Source organism: Rossellomorea sedimentorum, assembly GCF_046237645.1.
Classification (GTDB): Bacteria; Bacillota; Bacilli; order Bacillales; family Bacillaceae_B; genus Rossellomorea; species Rossellomorea sedimentorum.
Genome location: NZ_CP143546.1, coordinates 2,746,639 through 2,767,672, shown reverse-complemented (window position 1 = coordinate 2,767,672; position 21,034 = coordinate 2,746,639). Strand labels below are relative to the sequence as shown.

The following is a 21,034-nucleotide window of genomic DNA, read 5'->3' as shown; positions in this document are numbered from 1 at the left end:
ATGGGAGGGATTTTTTTGTTGCTGCATAGTTTAAAAGTTATCTTATCATTTCTGTCAGGTTACCTTTTTATCAAGTGGTGTCCTGTCAGTGAATTGGCGGGTATCTCTGATCTAATCGTCGAGCTGGTCTTAAATCCGGTAGCGTTTTTTGCATCTTCCATTGCCTTTATGGCAGGGTTCTTACTCAGTGCAGACCTGATTAAGAAAGAGACCACTATGCTTGTACAGATATTTTATGGTGAATACTCAGCAGAATTAATTATGTTCCCGGTTCATATTGGCGGTTTTTACGTCTTAAGTACAATAAGTCTTTGGCTTACGATGTTATTGTTAAGTTTAGCCCTTGTTTATGGTATGATTTCTGTAGATTTTTCAGGAATTAGCAGGAGGGCATAATGATAGAATTGATAGGCTTGATAACAGGCTGCGGTTTGCTGCTGCTCATTTACATGCTGAGAGAAGCATTTAAGAATAAAGTTAAGTATCATGAATTGTGTTTTGAGGATTATCCCCAATCGGCCCGACCCTTGAACGTCTTCTTTATTTCAGATGTTCATAGAAGAAAGATTGATCGAACCATTATTTCGGAAGTTGAGGGGAAAACCGATTTCGTTGTAATTGGTGGTGACTTGACCGAAAAAGGGGTTCCGTTCAGCAGGACACGTGACAATATAGCCATGCTGAAAGAGCTTGGCCCTGTATATTTCATTTGGGGAAACAATGATTATGAGGTTGAGGAACAACCCTTTCGGAGCCTGTTGGAAAGCTGCGGTGTCATTATAATAGAGAATTCATCTCTATTGCTGGAAGGTAATGATGACCATCCAGTAGCTTTGATTGGTGTAGAAGACTTGAGTCTGAGGAGAGATGATGTGGAAGGAGCATTCAGCAAAGTTCCCGAAAAGTCCTTCAGGATTCTTTTAGCCCATAATCCGGACACCATAAAAAAACTGTCGAAGAAGCATAATGTCAGCCTGATGCTCAGCGGTCATACTCACGGGGGGCAGATTCGCATTTTTGGATTTGGCATGTATCAGAAAGGGAAGGTTACCAATATCGCTGGAACTGATGTGCTGGTAAGCAATGGGTACGGAACAACCGCTTTGCCGCTAAGGCTCGGCGCACCTCCGGAAACACATTTAATTACAATAAAAGGAAAATATTGAGCGTTCAGAGAGTTCACTATTTTACACTTGTAAATCACTCCATTATAATTTTAGTACAGGGTACAGTTGGAGGATTTAGAATGACAAAACAATCTGAAGGAAAATATAATATTAAAGCAATTTCGAAAATGCTCGGGATACAGCCGGGTACGTTAAGAGCGTGGGAAAGAAGGTATAAGATGATTGCGCCTGTCCGGAATGAATCCGGTCACCGTCTGTACTCAGATGAACACGTAAGAATACTGAAGTGGCTCGTGTCAAAAGTTAACCAGGGCTTTACCATCAGCCAGGCGGTTTCTCTGCTGGACAAGCAGGAACTGACTGAAGAGGCGAATATTGAAAGCCAATCAGGAAATCGGCTGCATGATTTGTCTGAAGAACTTTTGCAGGCACTGCTCCAATTCGATGAAACCAAGGCCCATCAGTTGATGAATACAGCATTCTCTCTCTATACAATCGACAAGGTGGTCATCGATGTACTGGGTACACTCCTCGTCAAAATAGGTGACCTATGGGAACATAACGAGATTACCACTGCTCATGAACATTTTGCATCTGCTGTATTAAGGGCGAGGATTTCCACTCTCATGCAGACATTCCCCCATAATGGCTTACTTCCAAAGGTTGTTGCCGTGTGCGGTCCTGGGGAACTTCACGAGCTCGGATTGTTAATATTCACAGTCTATGTACGGCAAAAAGGATTTGAAGTCGTTTATCTAGGCTCAAGTATACGTGAAGAAGATATTGAGGTGGTTGTAGATACAGTGAAGCCGCGTTACCTGTTTTTATCATGCACGATGAGGGAAAACATCGATCAAACGCTCGGTATCATGGAAGAGTTACAGGGGAAGAAAGACTTCCTGCATGTTGGAGTCGGCGGGCTTGCTGTGAACACCTTGCCTCAGCGCCTAAAGGAAAAGTACAATGCTCATCTCGTAGGTTCAAGTAAGGAAGACTGGGATATCTGGCTGAAAAGCAACTTATAAAGAAATGATTAGAGCTCAAAACGGGAGTTGTCCGTTCTGAGCTTTTATCTTTTCTTTAGGCTCTTTTCGTAAACATTGTTGCTATTTAATACAAATTTTTAAAAAATCTACTTAATTAACCAGGAATAGCCTGATTAACAAGTAAGAAAAGAGCTAATTCACCTTTTTCAGAGTAAAAAGCCCTTGTCTCCAAGGGAAAAATCCGGCTCTTTGGATTTTTCCGAGAGCAACATTCTATACGAAAACAGCGTTTCTTTATAATGATAACGGTATATTTCCTCTGGCCAAAACAAGATTCCGTCGCGGACCAAGAGGCAAAAACTAGTACAAGAATGTTAATCGGAGTGTAATTTAGTCCGACTCTTAAATAATCCAGCAATATAGGAGAAAAGCTTTCTGAGCAAGGAAGAGGATCTTTAATAAAACTACGTTGAACCCTGGGTTGATGAGAATGAAACATTTTAATATCAATCAAAAACAACATGGATTCGAAAAGAGCGTATGAAAAAAGAACCTTCTACCCCTCCTGACATAGTATGTTGGTAACCATTCATACTCAGGGGGCGGAAATATGAAGCTTGAGCGGTTATCCAGTAATACAGTTAAATTCTCCATAAGCATTGATGAATTAGAAACGAAGGGAATACTTAAAGATGAGCAATGGAAAGAATCCATGGTATGGCATGAATTCTTTGAAGAGCTGATGGATGAGATGTACAGTGAATATGGAATCGATTTGGAAAGCACTGTAACGGTGGAAATCAACTCAGTCAGTTCAAGTGAAATGGTTCTCATACTAACTTTGGATGATGAGAGCAGTTTTGAGGATGATCCTTTTTTGGATGTAGAGCCAGCACATGATGGCTGTTTATTGTATACATTTGAACTTTTCGAGGACGTACTTTCTTTCATTAGAAGATTGAAGAAAGAGGATTATGCAGAACTCTCTCTTTACTCAAAGGAAAACAAATATTATATTGAGGCAAAAGAGTGGAGCAGGAGACTGGTTTCCCTGGCTGGAGAATACGGCGATCCATCCAGTGAAAATATCCATATCGTTAATGAATACGGTAACAAAATCATAGATGGAAAATGCAGAGAAGTATTAATTGAACACTTTGGAATTTAACATTACAGGGGACGGAAAATGCTGTCCTCTATTTCTTTTTACCCCGGTGAATATTATCAACTTGTAAAACCTGCTGTGGTAAAGCTGGAGCTGAAAAGCCCTAGCAGAACGGCCAGCGCATGACCCGCGTAACAAAAGAGCTGCCGCAGTGATCAACATTCATCAGGTACCAAAGGGTATTATGGAGAAAAATCGGTGTTTTCATGAATATAGAGGAGCCATTCGGGTAAAAAAATAATGGAAGAAGAAACAGAAGAAATCAGATAATAGTGAAAATGACAGCGTTTCCAAAAAAACGAACATTTTTTATTTTGGTATCTTTGCAACAACATTTCAAACGTGTATACTATTGCTTGTAAAGGCGGACGTGTTTCCGTAAAACAGTGAATCAAACTGGGAGGTTTACATTAATGGTAGCCGAGAAAGATGCAGCAAGCAACAATCCTGAAGACAAAAATGACGTCCTGAAATCAACTCAAACCGTTATTCAGCTCGCTCTTGAAAAGCTGGGATATTCAGAAGAAGTCTACGAGCTTCTTAAAGAGCCGGTGAGAATGCTTACAGTGAAAATACCTGTCCGCATGGACGATGGAAAAATAAAAGTATTTACAGGCTACCGCGCTCAGCACAATGATGCGGTGGGCCCTACTAAAGGCGGAATCCGTTTTCACCCTAATGTAACAGAAAAAGAGGTAAAGGCTCTTTCCATCTGGATGAGCTTAAAATGCGGTATCGTCGATCTTCCATATGGAGGAGGAAAAGGCGGAATTATCTGCGATCCCCGTGACATGTCATTCAGGGAACTTGAACGATTGAGCCGTGGATATGTCCGTGCAATCAGCCAGATCGTAGGACCTACTAAAGATATTCCTGCTCCGGACGTATTTACGAATTCTCAAATCATGGCATGGATGATGGATGAATACAGCCGCATTGACGAATTTAACTCTCCAGGCTTCATTACAGGAAAGCCCCTGGTCCTTGGCGGTTCACATGGACGTGAAACAGCGACTGCCAAAGGGGTTACGATTTGTATCAGGGAAGCAGCCAAGAAAAAGGGGATTAATCTAGAAGGCGCCAGGGTCGTAGTGCAAGGATTCGGAAATGCCGGCAGTTTCCTTGCTAAGTTCATGCATGATGCAGGTGCGAAAGTAATCGGCATATCAGATGCATATGGCGGCCTTCATGATCCCAACGGTTTGGACATTGATTACTTACTGGACAGACGCGACAGCTTTGGAACGGTAACAAAACTCTTCAATAACACCATCACCAATAGTGAATTATTGGAGCTTGACTGTGATATCCTGGTTCCGGCAGCCATTGAGAACCAGATTACAGAAGATAACGCAGGCAATATTCGAGCAAGTATTGTAGTCGAAGCAGCCAATGGTCCGACAACTCTGGAAGCTACGAAAATCTTGACAGAGCGAGACATATTGTTAGTTCCGGACGTTTTGGCATCCTCTGGTGGAGTGACCGTTTCCTACTTTGAGTGGGTTCAAAACAACCAAGGCTATTACTGGACAGAAGAAGAAGTGGAAGAAAAGCTTGAAAAAATCCTGGTTTCTTCTTTCAACAATGTATATGAAGCTGCACAGACAAGAAGAGTGGACATGAGGCTAGCTGCATACATGGTCGGAGTCAGAAAAATGGCAGAAGCCAGCAGGTTCAGAGGCTGGATTTAATTCAAGAAAAACAGAGGCCGATTGGGGTCTCTGTTTTTTTATGAATCATCCTGCTTGCAAATCCGACCCATAAATGGTCTTATGAAGGGTTCATGAGGCAGCCTAATTCCAAATCTGTCCCAAAAATGGTCTTATGAGGGTTCATGAGGCAGCCTAATTCCAAATCTGTCCCAAAAATGGTCTTATGAGGGTTCATGAGGCAGCCTAATTCCAAATCTGTCCCAAAAATGGTCTTATGAGGGTTCATGAGGCACCCTGATTGTAAATCCGACCCCAAAATGGTCTTATGAAGGGTTTATGAGGAACCCTAAATCCAAATCCCTCCCCAAAAATGGTCTTATGAAGGGTTTATGAGGCACCCTAAATCCAAATCCGTCCCTAAAATGGTCTTATGAAGAGTTCATGAGGCCCCCTAATTCTAAACCTGTGCACAAACTGGTCTCATGAAAGGTTCATAAAGCACACTAATTCAAAAAGTCGTCCCCAAAATGGACTCATGAAGGATTCATGAACCACACCCGCCCCAAATAACGTCTGCGAAAGCCTCTATACTCATTTCGCTCTTCCCTCGATGTAGACGGTCACCGCAAACATGGGTCAAACACAAACTCAAGAGCCAACTTGTCACAGGCTTTTTACAAATAGTTTTTGTCCAACGCCACTAATGTTTTGCATCCCTTCTCAAATTCTCCTATCATATTATGGTAGGAGAAATTTTTTATTATCAAGCAAATAAGGCATGATAACTATATATGGGGAATGTGAAACATCAGAGGAGTGAAGGCGATGAAACAGGAAGAATGCATAATAGTTGGCGGTGGTCCGTGTGGTATGTCTGCTGCCATTGAACTGAAGAGAATCGGGATAAACCCGTTAATAATTGAAAAAGGCAACATTGTTAACGCGATATATAATTATCCGACACATCAGACGTTTTTCAGCTCTAGTGAAAAGCTTGCAATCGGGGATGTGCCGTTCATTATCGAACAACATAAACCCAAGCGGAATCAAGCCTTGGTGTATTATAGAGAAGTGGCTAAGCTGCATGACTTGCGAATCAACAGATTTGAAGAGGTGCAGAGTGTTTCCAAGGCTAATGAGGATCAATTCATTGTCAGCACCGCTAAAGACCAATATGAATCAAAGAGAATCATCATTGCTACCGGATACTATGACAATCATAATGAATTGAATGTCAAAGGAGGAGACCTGGATAAGGTCTATCATTATTTTAAAGAAGCACATCCATACTTTGATACGGATGTAGTGGTGGTCGGGGGCAAGAATTCAGCAGTTGATGCAGCGATTGAATTGGAAAAAGCGGGTGCCCGTGTGACGGTCTTGTACCGGGGGAGTGATTATTCCAGCAGTATCAAACCATGGATCCTCCCGGAGTTTGAAGGATTGGTGCGAAATGGCAAGGTAAAGATGGAGTTTAATGCACAAGTTGAGGAAGTCACCGAAGATAAGGTCAGATACTCCGCCTCGGGGGAAATGAAGGAAGTAAAAAATGACTTTGTTTTTGCCATGATCGGCTACCACCCGGATCATTCATTTCTGACGAAGATGGGTGTCAATATCGATCAGGAAACGGGAAGGCCCGAATTTGACCCTGAGACAATGGAAACGAATGTGAAGGGAATCTTTATAGCCGGTGTGATTGCAGCCGGAAACAATGCAAATGAAATCTTCATTGAAAATGGCCGTTTTCATGGTGGTATGATTGCCGAAGCTATTAAAGCAAATGAGGGGTTATCAGGAAAATAAGAATTCGGGTGTTAAAAAGACCGCGAATCCACTGAGATTCACGGTCTTTTTGTTGTATAACTCCCTTTTAACGAACAGATAAGAATCGTTAGCATTGATTCTGGACTCTAGAATAGGGTATGAAGAGCTGTGATCCTGAAGTGGAACAGAGCCTGCGGTAGATTCACCTTAACATGATCCATATGCAATCACGTATCTCAATTCTTGAAAATTTCTTCAAGTTCCTTCAAATCACGCTCATTCGAAGTTGAGAGAGCGACGAGAAGCTTCAGTCTCGCTTTCTGTCCGTTGAGGCCATTTGAGAAGATAACCCCCATCTCCTTAAGCTGTTTTCCTCCTCCGGCATAACCGTAAATATCCTGGGCAATGCCATTGAAGCATCTGGAGACGAGGACAACCGGTATATTTTCACGTAAAAGTGATTCGATTCCGTTAACCGCAGCAGGAGGAATATTCCCTTGTCCCAGAGCTTCAAGGATGACCCCTTCGTATTTAAGTTCTTTCAAGGCAGACAAAAGGGATGAATCCATTCCAGCATGTGCTTTGATGAGAGCAATCTTCTTTGAAACACTATTCACTGAATATTTTTCTACGGTTGTGGGTTTATGATGAAAAATGACCCCTCGCTTGGTCACGATCCCTATTGGCCCATATTGCGGACTTTGGAAGGTTGACACATTGCTGGTGTGAGTTTTAGTGACATTCTTTGCCGAATGGATTTCATCGTTAAGCACGACCAATACGCCTTTATCTATTGAATTATCATTGGAAGCAACTTTTATGGAAGATAAAAGATTGTAAAGTCCGTCCGCCCCAATTTCGTTGCTTGAACGCATAGCTCCAGTGACGACAATGGAGATAGGCAAGTCAACGGTCAAATCAAGGAAGTAAGCTGTTTCCTCAAGAGTGTCCGTTCCGTGTGTGATGACTACTCCCTGAAACTCTTTCTGTCTGTACTCCTCTTCAATCATTTGTTTCAATTGAAGCATGTGATCAGGTGTTATATGAGGAGACGGAAGGTGGAACGCTTCTCTGACGGTTATATCTGCCAAGTGTCCTAAGGATGAAGAATGTTTTGAGAGAGGATTTTCTTCACTGGGCTGAACTGCACCTGTATCGGCATCTTCCATCATGGATATGGTTCCGCCTGTATGTATGATCAAAATATGTTTTTTCATAGATAAACTTCATCTCCTTGGAATATACTATTGTAATTATAATCGGTTATTTTCTTTCTCACCTCTACATGATACGATTAAGAAAACAGAAAGAAAAGAGGACAAATTTTATGCTGGTGATTTTATCAGCTGGTTTTGCACCTGGGCTGGCCTTGCTCAGCTACTTCTATCTGCGTGATGAGTTCGAGACAGAACCTGTATCCTTCATCATCAAAACGTTTATCTTCGGTGCCATACTCACCTTTCCAATAATGTTCCTTCAATATGTATTGCAAGCTGAGAGTGTCATTACTTCTCCATGGCTCAATGCCTATTTTTCAGCAGGGCTGTTAGAAGAATTCTTTAAATGGTTCATCTTGTTTTTTGCAGTATTTCAACATGTTGAATTCAATGACCCTTATGATGGGATTATTTATGGAGCCAGTGTTTCCCTTGGATTTGCGACCGTTGAAAATATTCTCTATCTCATTGCGCATGGTGTGGAATTCGCGATTGGAAGAGCGCTGCTTCCTGTTTCAGCGCACGCATTATTCGGCGTCGTCATGGGGTATTACCTCGGAAAAGCAAAATTCGCTGATCAGCAGATGAAAATGAAGCGAATTTACATGTCACTCCTGATTCCCTTCATTTTACATGGAACATATGATTTTATTCTCAGCACCGGACGAAATTGGATTTTTTATATGATTCCTTTTATGCTGTTTCTATGGTGGACCGGGATCCGGAAGATTAAGAGCGCACACCGCTTAACGACGAATCACTATGACCAAAAAGATTATAATAAGAATATATCAATTTAAGACCCTTCACTCAAAACAATTTGAGAAGGGTTTTTTTGCGTCTATCCTTATCCAGCTTCTGCCGTATCCTAAATACATATCCTGAGTATGTATAAAATGGATGGGACTACAGAAACTAGGTTTAATGTTAATACATGATTTGGAGGGTAAGCATGATGAAAAAACGCATCAAGTTATTAACTGTCTTTCTGCTCATGGTGCTTATATTATCGACTTTATCATTTGCGAATGAAGCTGACCACGCAGGAGCATTTTCGAATCAGGTAATCCAAAAAGGTGCTACTGGTGATGATGTCATTGAGCTGCAATCCCGTTTGCAATACATCGGTTACTATAACGGTAACATTGATGGTGTATTTGGATGGGGCACATACTGGGCCGTCAGGAATTTTCAATATGAATTCGGACTTGAGATTGACGGATTGGTAGGGCAGGAAACAAAAGATAAACTAGTTAAAGCTTCAAAGTATAATAAGGATTTTGTAAAAAAGCAAATTAGACAAGGCAAAGACTTTACACATTATGGCGGCACTGAATTAGCCAAGCAAACTGAGAGCGGCGGCAAGACTGGAAGCGGTGTAAAAGCAGGAGGCGGCGGTGGAGCGGGAGAGAAGGGTCAACAGGGAGCAACTCCAGAAACAGCGCCGGCCACTGAAAAACCGACAGCAGTCAATATTCCAAATGGCTTCTCACAAAATGACATACAGCTTATGGCAAATGCAGTTTATGGTGAAGCCCGGGGTGAACCATATGAAGGGCAGGTTGCTGTTGCAGCAGTTATTTTGAACCGGATTGACAGTCCTTCTTTTCCAAATACTGTTGCAGGTGTCATATTTGAACCTGGTGCATTTACGGCTGTTGCTGATGGACAAATTTGGCTGACACCTAACGAAAAGGCCAAAGAGGCAGTCATGGATGCAATTCAGGGCTGGGATCCTTCAGAAAATGCCCAGTATTATTTTAATCCTGTCACGGCAACAAGTAAGTGGATCTGGAGCAGGCCTCAAATCAAGAAGATTGGCAAACATATATTCTGTAAATAAGGGGTGAATAAGTTTGATACGAGGTATATTGATTGCAGTACTGACGATCGGAGTAGCAGGAACGGCTTACTGGGGATATCAAGAACATCAGGAGAAGAATGCCATTCTCATCAATGCAGAAAATAACTATCAGCGGGCGTTTCATGAATTGACTTATCAAATTGATCTCCTGCATGATAAGATCGGGACAACCCTGGCAATGAACTCAAAGAAGTCTTTGTCTCCCGAACTTGCAGATGTGTGGAGATTGACCTCCCAGGCTCATAGTGATGTGGGACAGCTTCCACTTACACTTCTCCCTTTCAATAAAACGGAAGAGTTCCTTGCCAATATTGGTGATTTCAGTTACAGGGTTGCTGTGAGGGACTTGGACAAAGAACCCCTGTCTGATGAAGAATACAAGAATTTAAAGCAGTTGTATAAACAAAGTGCAGAAATTCAGAAAGAATTAAGGAAAGTCCAGCATCTTGTCATCGAAAACAACCTCCGTTGGATGGATGTGGAAATGGCTCTGGCGACAGGGAAAGAACAAGCAGATAATACGATTATCGATGGCTTTAAAACGGTCGAAAAAACAGTGGATGGTTATGATGAAGCCAATTTTGGCGGACCAACATTTGTCAATACTCAGAAGAAGAATGATGACTATAAAAACCTACAAGGCAAAACGATTTCAAAAGAAGAAGCAGTAGATATTATGAAGAGGTATACTAAAATCAAAGATGTCAAAGAAGTCAAGGTAACTGAAAACGGAAAAGGCTCCAATTTTGGATTCTTCAGTGTATCACTTGCCAACACCGATAGTGAGGCAAGTATGGACGTTACAAAAAAAGGCGGATACCCGATTTATTTTATCCATAACCGGGATGTTAATAAAAGTAATATCGGTCTGAATGAAGCTGCAACTAAAGCGTCTGCCTTCCTGAAGGAAAACAAATTCAAGAACCTTGACCTATTTGAAAGTGCACAATATGATCATCTTGGCGTGTTCACTTATGTAACAGTCGTCGATGGTGTCAGAATTTATCCTGATGCACTGAAACTGAAAGTGGCGCTTGATAATGGACAGGTGATTGGATTTGCTGCAGAGGAGTACTTGAAGAATCATCAGGACCGGGATATCCCAGAGCCGGGAATAAGCAAAAGTGAAGCACAGGGCAACATTAATCCGAACGTGAAAATCATGGAGGACAGATTGGCTGTCATCGTCAATGACTTGAATGAGGAAGTGTTATGTTATGAATTCCTCGGCATGCTCGGAAATGATACTTACCGGATTTATATCAATGCAGACAGTGGTGCGGAAGAAAAAGTCGAAAAACTGAAAAACGCAGAGCCAATATTCGAAGAAACTGTTTAAGCGCAGCCGGACAGCAGGTGTGAAACCTGCTGTCTTTTATTTTTGACTTGTTAGTTGATGATCTTGTTATTAGATTCATAAGATTAATTATAGGTATTAGTACGCTTGCACCCCAACCTTAGTTAATAAAGATAATTAACTGGAAGCCGTCTGCAGAATCGATCTTATAGCCCTTATTTAGATATAGAGTGATATAATGTACGATTGGAGCGGAAGGTGTGCGACCTCCAGCGGGATTAGCGGGACGTCTAGTTCCAGCGCCTAGCCCCTCGGGGTCAAATAACCCAGAGAGATTAAAAGGAAAGATCGCCTTTTATTCTCTCTGGAACATTTGCCTGTCGGGGCTGAACAGGGCGCTTCCACTTTATAAACAAGCAAAGCCGAGGAGGCTCACCGCCCGCCCCGCGGAGTCGCTCGCCTGGAGTGGAAATCCAACACCCTTTTTATTAACTAGGTGAAAAACAACATTACTCTTTAACAAAGTCTATTATTTTTAAAACGCTGTTTTCGTATATATTGTTGCTCTCGGAAAAATCCAAAGAGCCGGATTTTCCCCTTGGAGACAAGGGCTTTTTTCTCTGAACAAGGTGAATTAGCTCTTTTCTTCCTCGTTTATCAGGGTATTTCTGGTTAATTAAGTAGGTATTTTTTTAAAATTTGTATTAAATAGCAACAAAGTTTACGAAAAGAGCCTTTTAAAAAAAGAGAATAGGTGTTTAAAACTGCATAAAAACTATAGCCGAATTTAGAAAATCGTGACATAATATACCTATATAACAGATATTGGTTGAATTTTAAAAAACTTTTAGAGCTGATATGTAAATGATATAGGAAGTGTAATTATGTTAAAAATTGGAACAATGTTGACTTTGGAGCCCATTCAGTCCGACAAAGCTGAAAAATATAAATGCAAAGTGGTTGAGTACACTGGTTCAAAATTATACATTGATTACCCGGTACATACAGAAACCGGGAGGACTGTATTCTTGATTGATGGAACCCAGTTGAAGGTGAGCTTCGTTCATAATGATACAATTGTTTATTCATTCCATACAGAAGTAACGGGCAGGAAGAAAAGCAAAATCCCAATGATCTGCCTTCATTATCCTGGAAACGATGAGCTTGTAAAGGTACAAAGAAGGCAGTTTGTAAGGGTAGATGTTTCTGTTGATGCAGCCATCATTACACCTTATGCCTCCTTTCCAACGATTACAACGGATATCAGTGCAGGAGGGTGTGCTGTACAAGTACAGAAAAACCAGACTTATGAAGCGGGCATGGAAGTTGAAATTATTTTGGTGCTGCCAATGCAGACCGGAGACTATCACTATTTCAATGTTCCGGGACGTGTCGTGAGGGTATGGGAAAAAGGAATAAGCACCATTGCCTCCCTGGAGTTTACCGAATTAAAAGAGATGCAGCAGCAGCATATTCTGCGGTTCTGTTTTGAGAAGCAGCTTGCATTGAGAAATAAGGGACTAATCGTCTAAAAGGGATCTGTATACATGAATTGATGCCAACTTTGTAACATGCCGGTGAAAAAAGAATAAAAACTCTCCGGACAACCCATACTTTTAGTAAACTGCTAAAAGAAATGGAAGATAGACATGAGAAGAGTCGAAAGAATACTAATCAAACTGGCCTTTTTGCACTTCATTCTTCTGCTTATCACTCAACTTGTTTTTCACGGGTGGAATGTTCTTCCGGAGCTAAATAAATTGACATTCTATGAAGGGGTCAATAAGCAGGAGCATACGGAAATCATTGAAGTGCTGAACAATCGCCATATGCCTGAACCAGAGGGAGAATGAAGCTCTCTCTTTTTTTCTTGCCGGCAGTGTGATCTCTTTCAATGCCGGAGGTTTGAGCAAATATCACATTCTATGTGTGTTATTCTAAATTTATGGTAAAATATACGAGGATTTAAGCTATAGAATAAGAAGTGGGTGTTTTATTAAATGGAAAAGAAATTGAGAATCGCAATAGACGGCCCGGCAGCTGCCGGAAAGAGCACGGTTGCCAAAATCGTGGCCGAAAAGCTTTCATATATTTATATCGATACAGGTGCAATGTATCGTTCAATTACTTATAAAGCCATTCAACACAATGTTGATTTGAATGATGAAGAAAATCTGTATGATCTTCTTTTAAATACAAAGATCGAGCTAGAGCCAGGTACAGACGGCCAGCTTGTTTATATCGACGGACAGGAAGTAACAGAGGAAATCAGGCAGAATGATGTGACCAATTCAGTATCAATCGCAGCCAAACACCGCCTGGTCCGCGAAGAGATGGTGAAGCGCCAGCAGGATTTGGCAAACGAAGGTGGTGTTGTCATGGACGGACGCGACATTGGAACGCATGTTATTCCTGATGCAGAAGTAAAGGTCTTCTTATTGGCCAGTGTTGATGAGAGGGCTAAGAGAAGACATAGTGAGAATACCCTGAAAAACATTCCCTCCGACCTGGAACAGTTAAAATCAGAAATTGCCCAGAGAGACAAGCTTGATTCTGAGCGGGAGGTTTCCCCATTGAAAAAAGCAAGTGATGCTGTTGAAATTGATACAACCTCTCTTGGCATAAATGAAGTCGCTTCTAAAATACTTTCATTGGTATCAGAAAGGGCTGGCTCTCGATGAAATTTTACTATTTTGCAAGAAGCGTGGTTAAAACCCTGTTGGGACCGCTATATAGAATTGAGGTGCAGGGCGCGGAGCACTTCCCGAAAGACGGGGGTGTCCTGCTTTGCAGCAACCACATCAATAATCTGGATCCTCCTGTAGTGGGCATCAGCTGCCCGAGACCGGTGGCATTCATGGCTAAAGAAGAACTTTTCAGGGCACCGGTATTGAAGCATATCCTTCCTCATGTGCATGCTTTTCCTGTAAAAAGGGGCATGAGTGACAGAGAAGCATTGCGGACAGGTATCAAAATTTTAAAGGAAAATAATGTTTTAGGACTTTTTCCTGAGGGTACTAGAAGTAAAACCGGAGAATTAGGCAAAGGCTTGGCCGGTGCAGGGTTCTTTGCATTGCGTACAGATGCCGCAGTTGTACCGTGTGCCATTATCGGTTCATATAAACCGTTCAGAAAGCTGAAGGTCATATTCGGCCCGCCGATAGACCTGGCTGCTCTGAAAGCGGAAAAAGCAAACGCGGAGGCTGTAACGGCAGTCATCATGGCAGAGATTAAAAAACTTTTGGATGAACATCAATAAGGTTTTCTGCTTGACAAATGAGCCCATTTATTAGAAGTTAGAAGAAAGAATATTTTTAAAGTATTGTGAATTCATTTCACTTTAAAATGATTAGCAGTCATGGATTAAGGAGGAGTACATATGGTAGAAGATATGAACCAAGTGGAAGTGAGTAACCTTGAAGTTGGTGACAAGGTTAAAGGAACAGTCACAAAAGTTGAAGAAAAGCAAGTCCTTGTCGATGTAGAAGGCAGCAAAGTGGACGGCATTATTCCGATCAGTGAATTATCCAGCCTCCATATTGAAAAAGCTTCTGATGCTTGCCAGGAAGGCGATGTACTTGATTTAATCGTTACGAAAGTGGAAGAGGAACTTTTAGTTCTTTCCAAGCGTAAAGTAGACGCTGAAAAAGCATGGGATGAAATGCAAAACCGTTTTGAAAGCGGAGAAGTTTTTGAAGCGGAAGTGAAAGATGTCGTCAAAGGCGGCCTTGTAGTTGATCTTGGGGTACGCGGCTTCGTTCCTGCTTCTCTTGTAGAAGATCACTATGTGGAAGATTTCAGTGATTACAAAGGCAAAACACTGACTTTTAAAATTGTCGAGCTGGAAAAGGATAAAAACCGCTTGATTCTTTCCCACCGCGCAGTGGTTGAGGAGCAAAAAGAAGAGCAGAAAAAAGAAGTCCTGGACAAAATTGAAACGGGCGAAGTGCTTGAAGGAACTGTTCAGCGCCTGACAGATTTCGGTGCTTTCGTTGATATCGGCGGAGTCGATGGACTTGTTCATATCTCCCAGCTTTCACACGAGCATGTGGAAAAGCCGTCTGATGTGGTCACAGAAGGCCAAAAGGTCAATGTGAAAGTTCTCTCTGTAGACCGTGACAACGAAAGAATTTCTCTTTCCATCAAAGAAACATTGCCTGGACCTTGGAACGACATTGCCAGCAGAGCGCCTAGGGGCGAAGTGCTAGAGGGTGAAGTGAAACGTCTTGTATCTTATGGTGCTTTTGTGGAAGTCTTTCCTGGAGTAGAAGGACTTGTACACATTTCCCAGATTTCTCATAAGCATATCGGTACACCACATGAGGTTCTTGAAGAAGGCCAGACTGTTAAAGTCAAAGTACTTGATGTAAATGAAAACGATCAGCGTTTATCCCTAAGCATCAAGGAATTGGAAGAAAAGCCTGTTGAAGAATATGAGAACTATGAAATGCCTGAAGAAAACACCGGCTTCCAGCTTGGTGATATGATTGGCGATAAATTGAAGAACTTTAAAAAATAATGATTGAAAAGCCGGCCTAAAGTGGTCGGCTTTTTTGTGATTTATATGGTCACCATTTTTAGGAAGGATAAGAAAAGATCAAATTTGATAGCATGTGAAGTAAATTTGGTCAATTAACCCGAAGAATACTCCGAATATGATGATCGGGAAGAAAAACGTGGTCAATAATGTGAAGAATAGTCCAAAATTTGAAGGGACGGAACAAGATTTCTATCAATGCCCAAAGAAAAGCCTGTAAATGATTGAACAGGCAACTCTGATAGTATTGCATTGTGCCGATCTCACCATAAGATCCTTCCCAATAAATTGAACCCCGCTATAACAGTAAATAGCGGGGTTCATGTGTGATTTTACCTTTGCCTGCGTCTCGACTCTTCGGGGCTTTCCAATCTCGTAGCTCCCGCCTTCTCCAGTGACTGGTCTCTGTCAGACTCGACTCTGCCGCTTTGCCTAAGCTTTTTCTCTTGGCGATCTTTACCCATTGTACGACACCTCCTGCTTATAATTTTTTCTATAAGTATTTCAAGTATGCATGAATGGATTACATAAAGATTTTCCATAATGGAATAATAGGAGGTAGGTACATGGATGGTTTAATTTTTTTATGGCTGATGTGGGCATTATGGATAGTCAGCACCTTTTTGATTGAAAGGAAGAATTTTTGGCGGTTAAGATGCTCTGCTGCTGTTCTTATTCTGATAATAAGCTTTCCTTTTGGAATCAATCTTTTCGGATTTCAAACAGGTCTTGCACTTGTCCTGATTTTTCTTTATTCAATGTATTTCATCAAAGAATTCCCTCTATCTGAAAAGCTTTACATGTTTATAGGGAGTTTTATTATAGGGGTGTCATACTCCACATTGACCCTTTTATCGTTTTACGATCCGATTATTTTGATTGTTGATAAAAAAATCATGGTGACTGCCATCCTTCTTGTGCTCTCGCTATTGTTATATGGAGAATCACAGAGCTTTAAAAAGCGTTTGCTTGCTGTCATCATTGGCATGATTGTCGGGGAGTGTTTATCAGGGACCGTTTTTTGGCAAAACAAATTACCATATCAGATAGGAGGGCATTTTTTTCTTGACGTACTTTCTATAATAGTGGCCAGCGGGTTTGCCCTGCATTTATTACAGGTCATCATTAGTACACATTCGACTATCATCAAATCTGCACTCAAAAAAGGAGAAGTCAAGAATATATGAATGAATATGTTTTTCCCGTAGTCTTCGGAGTATTTATTGGTACACTCACACGTATTTACATGCTGAGAACCGACTACCGGCAGTATCCCACTTACTTACACGGAAAGATCATACATATTGCTCTGGGGTTCATTGCAGCAGGATTAGGAACCATTGCGGTGCCGGCTTTATTGGAAGAGAACTTTACGGCAATCACCTTTTTGACAGTGGCAGCCTCCCAGTTCAGGGATGTACGGAATATGGAAAGAAACACATTGAATGAACTGGATGCATTTGAATTGGTGCCTCGCGGGGCAACGTATATCGAAGGAATTGCAATTGCTTTTGAGAGCAGAAACTATCTTGTCATTTTCACATCCCTCCTGACGACCCTGGCCTATTTGGTTGTGAATTTCTGGGCAGCACTTGTGGTCGGCATAATCGGTATCATCCTTGCCCATCGGCTTATGGCAGGAGGAAAATTGAAAGATATCGTCAATATTGAATTCGTCCAGCCGCATTTTGATGGAGCCGGGCTGTATGTGGATAATATCTATATTATGAATATCGGGTTACCGGCCAGGCAGGAGGAAATACTGAGGTATGGTATGGGTTTTTTGCTGACTCCAAAGTCGTTTGATTCCAGGTCGACAATCGCCAACCTTGGGCAGCGTCAAGCGATTCTTCACGATATGTCAACTACTCTTGGGATTTACAAGGACTCCGGGACTCCCGCGCTCGCTCCCCTTGCCAAAAGGGATCTTGATGATGGGAGGGTGGGCGTGTTTGTCCTTCCTCAAGAAAAAGATGTGGAAAAAGCTATAGCCGTGCTTGGACAGGTACCTACCCTCGAGAATGCAATCAGGATGCCTACTGAGTCTAAGGCAAATGAAAAGGGGAGGAAACTTAAATGAGTACAGTGGACAAATTCATATTGGCAGCTGTGACAACCTTCCCTGAGAAAGTACCGAGCGGAACAGCCGTCTTCCATTGCCAGACACAAGAACAGCTGGAGAAGGTATCAGCCAACCTGGAAGCCATTTTAGATGGAATTGCACATGAAATAGATGACGGTTTATTCATAATCGTAAGGCATTAAAATATGTCACTGGAAGGTCAAGTTGATGTTAACCTCGAAAGGAAAAGCAGAGGAACATTTAAGATTGATTGCTAGAATTTGCATTTACTGATAAAATAACGAAGTTAAGGGGGCTGGCCTGTAAGGAGAATATACCTTAAAAGGTCAGTCTTTACTTTATCCTCCTTAGCATAAGCCGAAGTCCAATAAAGACAAGCATTGTGAATCGTTGAAGATATGATGATTGATGATATCAGGCTCTTTTCCTGAAATTTTTATATAAAAGTAATGCTAAAAAAACACATTGTCGAGAAAAAAGCCTGCAATTAACATAAGCAAGTCCTTCTTCTGAAAAACGAAACATAAAAACGGCCTTTAATGTACCTAACAAACAGAAAGGGTGAACAATGTGACAAAACCAGTTGTTGCAATTGTAGGACGTCCCAATGTAGGGAAGTCCACCATCTTTAACCGCATCGTCGGAGAAAGAATTTCCATAGTGGAAGATGTTCCGGGAGTGACAAGAGACCGGATATACAGCTCAGCAGATTGGCTGACGCATGATTTTAATATTATTGATACCGGCGGAATTGAAATTGGTGAAGAGCCGTTTCTTGAGCAAATCCGTCAGCAGGCAGAAATTGCAATCGATGAAGCGGACGTCATTATTTTCCTGACAAATGGCCGTGAAGGTGTAACGGCTGCAGACGAAATCGTCGCGAAGATTCTCTACCGTTCTAAAAAGCCAGTCGTCCTAGCAGTAAATAAGATTGATAATCCCGAAATGAGAGAGCTTGTCTATGACTTTTATTCTCTAGGGTTCGGAGAGCCATTCCCGATTTCAGGTGCACATGGAATCGGCCTTGGTGACGTGCTGGATGAGGTAGCCAAGAATTTTAAGAAAGACTCTGGAGAGGGATACGCTGAAGATGTCATCAAGTTTTCATTGATCGGGCGTCCGAATGTCGGCAAATCCTCGCTGGTCAATGCACTTCTTGGAGAAGAGCGTGTCATCGTCAGCAATGTTGCCGGTACGACCCGTGATGCTATTGACTCGAAGCTGAAGGTTGATGGCCAGGAATATGTCATCATCGACACTGCCGGGATGAGGAAAAAAGGGAAAGTGTATGAATCCACTGAAAAGTACAGTGTCCTTCGTGCCTTAAGGGCCATTGAACGCTCCGATGTGGTGCTTGTCGTGATAGATGGGGAAGAAGGCATCATCGAGCAGGATAAGAAGATTGCCGGATATGCCCATGAAGCAGGGCGAGGGGTTATTATCGTCGTCAACAAATGGGATGCAGTCGAGAAAGACGAAAAGACCATGAAGAAGTTTGAAGAGAATATAAGAGAGCATTTCCTATTCCTTGATTATGCACCGGTTATTTTCTTATCAGCAAAAACAAAAAGAAGGATCCACACACTTATTCCAGTAATTAATCAGGTAAGTGAAAATCATGCATTAAGGGTTCAATCAAGCATCCTGAATGAGGTCATTGCCGATGCTGTGGCAATGAATCCGACTCCTACCGATAAAGGAAAAAGGCTAAAAGTATTTTATGCGACTCAAGTGGCTGTCAAGCCGCCTACTTTCGTTGTCTTTGTCAACGAGCCAGAATTAATGCACTTTTCTTATGCACGATTCCTGGAGAACCGTATAAGAGAGGCATTTGCTTTTGAAGGTACACCAATCCGTATTATCGCACGTGCTCGAAAATAGATATTGGAGGGTGAGAAAGTGGAGAAATCTTTGCAAACTATTACAGTACTTGGAGCAGGGAGTTGGGGGACGGCCCTTGCGATGGTCCTGGCTGATAATGGACATACAGTCAACCTGTGGGGACATAATGCTGTCCAAATGGATGAGATCAACTCCAAACATACCAATGAGAAGTACTTGAAGAATATCGAGCTGCCGGAAGGGATTAAAGGGTATTCGGACCTCGATGAAGCATTGAAGGGCACAGGGACGGTCATTTTAGCGGTTCCGACTAAAGCTGTCAGGGAAGTGCTCCAACGGGTGAAGAATGCAGTCTCAAGCCCCTTGACGATTGTTCATGTCAGTAAGGGTATCGAACCGGATACCTTGATGCGAATCTCGGAAATGATTAAAGAAGAAATGGATGAAGCGACCCTTAAGGATGTGGTCGTTCTTTCCGGGCCAAGCCATGCGGAAGAGGTCAGTCTCAGACATCCAACAACAGTTACGGTTTCTTCTGAAAATATGGAGGCAGCTGAACACATTCAAGACCTCTTTATGAATCAAAGTTTCAGGGTCTATACCAATCCTGATGTAGTGGGAGTCGAGATTGGCGGGGCTTTGAAGAATATCATTGCACTTGCTGCCGGGATCACCGATGGCCTTGGATACGGTGATAATGCCAAAGCTGCTCTGATCACAAGAGGCCTTGCTGAAATTGCCAGGCTTGGAAGCAAAATGGGTGCCAATCCGCTTACCTTTTCCGGTTTAACGGGGATTGGAGACCTCATTGTAACCTGCACCAGCGTCCACTCCAGAAACTGGAGGGCAGGAAATCAACTTGGTAAAGGAAAGAACCTCCAAAACGTCCTTGAGGAGATGGGAATGGTCGTCGAAGGCGTCAGAACGACAAAAGCCGCCTACCAGCTGGCAGAAAAATATAATGTGCAGATGCCGATCACTCAAGCGCTGTACGATGTCCTGTTCAATGATGTCCCGCCAAAGCAGGCGGTCGACTCTTTAATGGGCAGAATGAAAACACATGAAATGGAAGACTTATTTAACATATTGGGTGAAAAATTGACGTAATAATCCGCTATAATGGGCATTCGACGATGCAAATGCATTTTGTTTGCATAGGATGAATGGAACATAAACAGCTTTAAACATGGATGGGTTAACTGTCACATTGGACTGAAGAAAGGAAGACTCCTTGCTTCAGTCTTTTTTTATGGCTATATTTCCAAAAATTGGTTTATATTTAATTTGAAGTTCAAGAGATATAGCCATAAATCACTCTGTTAGACAAGAACGTAATGAGTTAATCACCCTGTTCAGTTAGAAAAGCCATTATATCCGAGCGGAAAATTCGGCCCCTTGGACTTTTCCGATAGCAACAATCTAAACGCATACAGCCTTTTTTATTGTGCAAATATTTCTCCCCGGTTTCCATTCCAGGTGCGTGGTGACTCTGCAGGG

Annotated in this window: 21 protein-coding genes; 19 read left to right on the top strand and 2 right to left on the bottom strand. The window is 42.1% G+C overall.

The genetic code is table 11. The features are described 5' to 3' along the window. Positions 1-15 precede the first annotated feature (15 nt). From V1502_RS13735 to V1502_RS13710, 6 genes are all read left to right on the top strand, one after another. Positions 16-396, top strand: a complete 381-nt coding sequence (locus V1502_RS13735) for a hypothetical protein (protein WP_409251207.1) — start codon at positions 16-18, stop codon at positions 394-396. Further along, entirely contained in the window at positions 396-1,166 is a 771-nt protein-coding gene (locus V1502_RS13730) for a metallophosphoesterase (protein WP_409251206.1), read from the top strand. The genes V1502_RS13735 and V1502_RS13730 overlap by 1 nt, the downstream gene beginning before the upstream one ends. Positions 1,167-1,246: 80 nt before the next feature. Continuing rightward, positions 1,247-2,152, top strand: coding sequence for a MerR family transcriptional regulator (locus V1502_RS13725; protein WP_409251205.1), 906 nt, complete (start codon positions 1,247-1,249; stop codon positions 2,150-2,152). A 571-nt stretch (positions 2,153-2,723) separates the two neighbouring features. After that, positions 2,724-3,281 carry an adaptor protein MecA gene (locus V1502_RS13720; RefSeq protein ID WP_409251204.1) on the top strand — a complete coding sequence of 186 codons (558 nt, stop codon included), beginning with the start codon at positions 2,724-2,726 and terminating at the stop codon, positions 3,279-3,281. 410 nt (positions 3,282-3,691) lie between these two features. Further along, on the top strand, positions 3,692-4,969 hold the full coding sequence (locus tag V1502_RS13715; protein ID WP_409251203.1) for a Glu/Leu/Phe/Val family dehydrogenase: 1,278 nt from the start codon (positions 3,692-3,694) through the stop codon (positions 4,967-4,969). Positions 4,970-5,755: 786 nt separating this feature from the next. Then, positions 5,756-6,736 carry a YpdA family putative bacillithiol disulfide reductase gene (locus V1502_RS13710; RefSeq protein ID WP_409251202.1) on the top strand — a complete coding sequence of 327 codons (981 nt, stop codon included), beginning with the start codon at positions 5,756-5,758 and terminating at the stop codon, positions 6,734-6,736. A gap of 197 nt (positions 6,737-6,933) precedes the next feature. Here V1502_RS13710 and V1502_RS13705 read toward each other — a convergent pair whose 3' ends face one another. Beyond that, positions 6,934-7,914 (bottom strand): asparaginase, encoded by a 981-nt coding sequence (locus tag V1502_RS13705; RefSeq protein WP_409251201.1) that lies wholly within the window; start codon positions 7,912-7,914, stop codon positions 6,934-6,936. A gap of 110 nt (positions 7,915-8,024) precedes the next feature. On the opposite strand from V1502_RS13705, the gene prsW reads away from it, so the two are divergent. The 8 genes from prsW to rpsA all read left to right on the top strand — a co-directional run bounded on the left by prsW (position 8,025) and on the right by rpsA (position 15,594). After that, positions 8,025-8,714, top strand: a complete 690-nt coding sequence (gene prsW / locus V1502_RS13700) for a glutamic-type intramembrane protease PrsW (RefSeq protein WP_409251200.1) — start codon at positions 8,025-8,027, stop codon at positions 8,712-8,714. A 155-nt stretch (positions 8,715-8,869) separates the two neighbouring features. Beyond that, positions 8,870-9,757: a spore cortex-lytic enzyme gene (gene sleB, locus V1502_RS13695; RefSeq protein ID WP_409251199.1), complete on the top strand. Its 888-nt coding sequence runs from the start codon at positions 8,870-8,872 to the stop codon at positions 9,755-9,757. Between the two features lie 13 nt (positions 9,758-9,770). Then, positions 9,771-11,117 carry a germination protein YpeB gene (ypeB, locus tag V1502_RS13690; RefSeq protein ID WP_409251198.1) on the top strand — a complete coding sequence of 449 codons (1,347 nt, stop codon included), beginning with the start codon at positions 9,771-9,773 and terminating at the stop codon, positions 11,115-11,117. An 842-nt stretch (positions 11,118-11,959) separates the two neighbouring features. After that, complete coding sequence (locus tag V1502_RS13685; RefSeq protein ID WP_409251197.1) at positions 11,960-12,607, top strand: flagellar brake protein; 648 nt, start codon at positions 11,960-11,962, stop codon at positions 12,605-12,607. A gap of 117 nt (positions 12,608-12,724) precedes the next feature. Continuing rightward, the gene (locus V1502_RS13680; RefSeq protein ID WP_409251196.1) at positions 12,725-12,928 is read left to right on the top strand and encodes a YpfB family protein; all 204 of its coding nucleotides are present in this window, start codon (positions 12,725-12,727) and stop codon (positions 12,926-12,928) included. A gap of 147 nt (positions 12,929-13,075) precedes the next feature. Continuing rightward, positions 13,076-13,756 (top strand): (d)CMP kinase, encoded by a 681-nt coding sequence (gene cmk / locus V1502_RS13675; RefSeq protein ID WP_409251195.1) that lies wholly within the window; start codon positions 13,076-13,078, stop codon positions 13,754-13,756. After that, positions 13,753-14,334, top strand: a complete 582-nt coding sequence (locus V1502_RS13670) for a lysophospholipid acyltransferase family protein (RefSeq protein ID WP_409251194.1) — start codon at positions 13,753-13,755, stop codon at positions 14,332-14,334. Before cmk ends, V1502_RS13670 begins: the two co-directional genes overlap by 4 nt. Before the next feature lie 120 nt (positions 14,335-14,454). Further along, entirely contained in the window at positions 14,455-15,594 is a 1,140-nt protein-coding gene (gene rpsA, locus V1502_RS13665; protein WP_409251193.1) for a 30S ribosomal protein S1, read from the top strand. Positions 15,595-15,944: 350 nt separating this feature from the next. Here the strand turns inward: rpsA and V1502_RS13660 are convergent, their stop codons facing one another. Continuing rightward, positions 15,945-16,076, bottom strand: coding sequence for a YpzI family protein (locus V1502_RS13660; RefSeq protein WP_083802934.1), 132 nt, complete (start codon positions 16,074-16,076; stop codon positions 15,945-15,947). A gap of 102 nt (positions 16,077-16,178) precedes the next feature. Here V1502_RS13660 and V1502_RS13655 point away from each other — a divergent pair, with 102 nt between their 5' ends. The 5 genes from V1502_RS13655 to V1502_RS13635 all read left to right on the top strand — a co-directional run bounded on the left by V1502_RS13655 (position 16,179) and on the right by V1502_RS13635 (position 20,644). Next, positions 16,179-16,799, top strand: coding sequence for a hypothetical protein (locus tag V1502_RS13655; protein WP_409251192.1), 621 nt, complete (start codon positions 16,179-16,181; stop codon positions 16,797-16,799). Beyond that, a complete protein-coding gene (locus tag V1502_RS13650) occupies positions 16,796-17,692 on the top strand; it encodes a YIEGIA family protein (RefSeq protein ID WP_409251191.1) in 897 nt (298 codons plus the stop codon). Before V1502_RS13655 ends, V1502_RS13650 begins: the two co-directional genes overlap by 4 nt. Next, positions 17,689-17,877, top strand: a complete 189-nt coding sequence (locus V1502_RS13645; RefSeq protein ID WP_409251190.1) for a capping complex subunit for YIEGIA — start codon at positions 17,689-17,691, stop codon at positions 17,875-17,877. Before V1502_RS13650 ends, V1502_RS13645 begins: the two co-directional genes overlap by 4 nt. A gap of 388 nt (positions 17,878-18,265) precedes the next feature. Beyond that, positions 18,266-19,576, top strand: coding sequence for a ribosome biogenesis GTPase Der (gene der, locus V1502_RS13640; RefSeq protein ID WP_409251189.1), 1,311 nt, complete (start codon positions 18,266-18,268; stop codon positions 19,574-19,576). A gap of 18 nt (positions 19,577-19,594) precedes the next feature. After that, positions 19,595-20,644 carry an NAD(P)H-dependent glycerol-3-phosphate dehydrogenase gene (locus V1502_RS13635; protein WP_409251188.1) on the top strand — a complete coding sequence of 350 codons (1,050 nt, stop codon included), beginning with the start codon at positions 19,595-19,597 and terminating at the stop codon, positions 20,642-20,644. Positions 20,645-21,034: the final 390 nt, after the last annotated feature.